Source organism: Bradyrhizobium sp. SHOUNA76 (assembly GCF_023006445.1).
Lineage (GTDB): Bacteria > Pseudomonadota > Alphaproteobacteria > Rhizobiales > Xanthobacteraceae > Bradyrhizobium.
On the sequence record NZ_JALBHA010000598.1, the window covers coordinates 1 to 3,506 of the forward strand.

The 3,506-nt window shown below is 64.8% G+C and carries 3 protein-coding genes and 1 pseudogene; 3 read left to right on the top strand and 1 reads right to left on the bottom strand.

Translation table 11 applies throughout. The annotated features are described in order from the left end of the window. Positions 1 to 278 (top strand): annotated as a pseudogene (locus tag MOV74_RS34000) (L-idonate 5-dehydrogenase); the annotation flags it as partial. Between the two features lie 13 nt (positions 279 to 291). Then, on the top strand, positions 292 to 1,482 hold the full coding sequence (gene uxuA / locus MOV74_RS34005) for a mannonate dehydratase (RefSeq protein WP_246931353.1): 1,191 nt from the start codon (positions 292 to 294) through the stop codon (positions 1,480 to 1,482). A 103-nt stretch (positions 1,483 to 1,585) separates the two neighbouring features. Here the strand turns inward: uxuA and MOV74_RS34010 are convergent, their stop codons facing one another. Then, positions 1,586 to 2,275, bottom strand: coding sequence for an aspartate/glutamate racemase family protein (locus tag MOV74_RS34010; protein WP_246931354.1), 690 nt, complete (start codon positions 2,273 to 2,275; stop codon positions 1,586 to 1,588). Positions 2,276 to 2,497: 222 nt separating this feature from the next. On the opposite strand from MOV74_RS34010, the gene MOV74_RS34015 reads away from it, so the two are divergent. Beyond that, positions 2,498 to 3,241 carry a metallophosphoesterase gene (locus MOV74_RS34015; protein WP_246931355.1) on the top strand — a complete coding sequence of 248 codons (744 nt, stop codon included), beginning with the start codon at positions 2,498 to 2,500 and terminating at the stop codon, positions 3,239 to 3,241. Positions 3,242 to 3,506: the final 265 nt, after the last annotated feature.

Consider the following 3,506-nt stretch of genomic DNA (forward strand, 5'->3'; position numbering starts at 1 on the left):
GCATCGTCAGGCGTGGCGGCGTGGTGGTGCAGATCGGCAACCTGCCGGGCGGCCAGATCCCGACGCCGTCCAATGCGGTGATGGCCAAGGAGATCGACCTGCGCGGCTCGTTCCGGTTCGGCTTCGAATTCGCAACCGCCGTGGAGCTGATCTCCAATGGCAGCATCGACGTGCTGTCGCTGGTCACCGCCGAGCGGCCGCTCTCGACCGCGCCGGACGCGCTCAGGCTGGCGCTCGACCGCTCGCAGAGCGTCAAGGTCGTGCTGACCGCGAATTGATTGGAGATTGCACATGATGCTCGAAGGTTGGCGCTGGTACGGGCCCGACGATCCGGTCTCGCTCGACGATGTCAGGCAGGCCGGGGCGAGCGATATCGTCTCGGCGCTGCATCAAGTGCCGATCGGCGAAGCCTGGACACGCAAGGCCGTCGAGGAGCGCAAGAACTTCATCGAGAACGGCCAGCCCGGCCGCTCGCAGCTGACATGGTCGGTGGTGGAATCGATTCCGATCCCGGACGACGTCAAGCGGCTCGGCGGCAAGGCGACGCAGTCCATCGAGGCGTGGATCGCCAGCCTCGAGGCGGTCGCCGCCTCCGGCATCAAGATCATCTGCTACAACTTCATGCCCGTCGTGGACTGGTGTCGCACCGATCTCGAATGGGAGTTGCCGAACGGCGCCCGCGCCATGCGCTTCGACCAGGACCGCTTTGCCGCGTTCGAGCTCCACATCCTCAAGCGCCCGGCTGCCGCGCAGGAATATTCGTCCGAGCAGCAGGCGCGCGCGAAAAAGCTGTTCGACCAGATGAGCCAGGCCGATATCGATTATCTCGTCATGGTGATCGCCAGCGCGCTGCCGGGCTCGACCACCGAGCCGATGACCATTCCGCAGTTCCGCGACCGGCTCGAGACCTATCGCGACATCACGCCGAAGATTCTGCGGCAGCATCTCGCCGAATTCCTTGCGCGCGTGACGCCGGTGGCCGAGCAGCTCGGGGTGTCCCTGACCTTGCATCCGGACGATCCGCCGCGCCCGCTGTTCGGCCTGCCGCGCATTGCGTCCTCGGCCGACGATTATCAGGCGCTGTTCGACGCCGTCCCGTCCAAGGCGAACGGCATCTGCCTGTGCACGGGCTCGCTCGGCGTGCGGCCTCAGAACAATCTGCCCGAGATGGCCGAGCGCTTCGGCCCGCGCATTGCCTTCGCCCATCTGCGCGCGACCAAGCGCGAGGCCGACGGGCTGTCGTTCTACGAGTCCGATCATCTCGACGGCGACGTCGACATGGTCGCGGTGCTGAAGGCGCTGTTGAAGGAGAACGCCCGGCGCTCGCCCGACAGCCAGATCGTGTTCCGTCCCGATCACGGTCACCGCATGTTGGATGATCTCGCCGCCACCAAGCGCACCAACCCCGGCTACACCGCCATCGGCCGCCTGCGCGGCCTCGCCGAGCTCCGTGGCGCGATCCGCGCGATCGAGCATCGTTGAGGCGGCAGGTGCAGTAGCCCGGATGAGCGAAGCGATATCCGGGGCAATCGATCCCGCATGTCGCTTGCTCATGCGGGCTACGGATCGTCATTCCGGCTGCGCTTTACCCGATCGCGAAATCCGCCGCCGCCTCCGCGTGAATCGCCGTGGTGTCGAACGTCTCGACCGAGGTGTCGTCAGGGCCGACCAGCATGGTGATCTCGGTGCAGCCGAGGATGATGCATTCGGCGCCGGCCGCGACGAGCGCTGCCATTACCTCCCGATAGCGACGGCGCGAGGGATCGGCGACGATTCCAAGGCACAGCTCGTCGTAGATGATGCGGTTCACGTCGGCGCGGGCCTCAGTGGGAGGCACCAGCACGTCGAGATCATGCGCGCGCAGCCGGTCGATGTAGAAGTCTTCCTCCATCGTGAACTTCGTGCCGAGGAGGCCGACCCGCCGGTATCCCTTCGCCCGGATCCGTTGCGCCGTGGCATCACCAAGGTGAATGAATGGAACGGTCACGCTCGATATGATCTCAGGCGCCAGCTTGTGCATCGTGTTCGTGCACAGCACGATCGCCCGTGCGCCGGCGCCTTCAAGCCGCCGCGCCACCTCCGCCAGGCTGGCCGCCGCCTCCGTCCAACGGCCCGCGTACTGCATCTGCTTGATCGCCTCGAAATCGTAGGAATAGATCAGCAGCGGAGCGGAATGCAGCTTGCCCATGCGGTCGCGGACCCGCTCATTGATGAGCTTGTAGTAGAGCGCGGTGCTCTCCCAGCTCATGCCGCCGATCAGGCCGATGGTCTGCATTCCGGTGTCCTCGACGATGTGGCTCGGCCGGATCGTAAACGAAGATGTCGAAGCTCGGAAGCTGTCGCTTGATCGCGGCACCCTGGTTGTGCCATTGTTCCGCCTGCGCCGATTTGACACTCAGCTTGCGGGCGCTTCTACAAATGCAGCTAAAGAGAACCGCTATCCCTGCATCGTCCCGCATTGGGTGAATTGTCGGCCATCTCGAGTGGGGAAGGCCATATGAAATTTGCTGCGATCGCGGATGTGCACGGGAATCGTCCGGCGCTTGAAGCTGTCCTTGCTGATATTGCTATGCTCGGCATCGACGAGGTCGTGAACCTCGGCGACCATGTCAGCGGACCGCTCGAGGCGGCCGCAACGGCAGACCTCCTCATCGCGCGGGGTTTTCCGTCGGTGCGCGGGGATCAGGACCGAATCCTGGTCGAGCTCTGGCAGGCGGGCGGCTCGGCGCGCAGCGATTTCCGGCAGCTCGATCGCAGGCATTTCGAGTGGCTGGCAAGCATGCCCGCCACACTGATGTACAAGGAGCGGGTGTTGCTGTGCCACGCCTCGCCCACCAACGATGCCGCCTTCTGGCTCGATACCATCACCGCGGATGGCAGCGTGCGCGCGAGTCCGATCGAGGCGGTCGAGGTCGATGCCGCAGGGATCAATGCCGAAATCATCCTGTGCGGACACACGCACATTGCAAGAGTTGTTCGGTTTCGAGATGGACGATTGGCGGTCAATCCCGGCAGCGTCGGATTGCCGGGTTATGATGGGAAATCGCCCGTTCCTTACGTGGTCGAGGTCGGCACGCCGCACGCGTGCTACGCCATCCTGGAACATGCCGGAGCGGGCTGGTCCGCGACGATCCGCTACGTGCCCTACGATCCTTCGGCCATGGCCGCATTGGCACGCAGCAAGGGCATGCCTGGCTGGGCGAGCGCGATTGCAACGGGGTGGGTTTCGCAGCCCGGATGAGCGGAGCGATATCCGGGACCTTTTGCCCCGCACCAATCCCGGGTGTCGCTTCGCTCACCCGGGCCACGCGATTGTGCCTGTGTCGGCCGCTGTCAATCCACCGACGTGAAAATATTCCACTTTACCGAAATTCGGTTTCGGCGTATGTGTCGGCCATCCTGATCCGGCGAAAGGGGCGGTCGTACGTCGTCACGAGCCGCGGATCGGGGAGCGGTGGACGCGGCAGCGTCGTGCACGAGAGGTGGGAGCAGGGCGGGCGAACCCC

Bases quoted from the DNA above. Each gene is read 5' to 3' on its own strand.
- uxuA (WP_246931353.1), top strand. From the start codon at position 292: ATGATGCTCGAAGGTTGGCGCTGGTACGGGCCCGACGATCCGGTCTCG.
- MOV74_RS34010 (WP_246931354.1), bottom strand. From the start codon at position 2,275: ATGCAGACCATCGGCCTGATCGGCGGCATGAGCTGGGAGAGCACCGCG.
- MOV74_RS34015 (WP_246931355.1), top strand. From the start codon at position 2,498: ATGAAATTTGCTGCGATCGCGGATGTGCACGGGAATCGTCCGGCGCTT.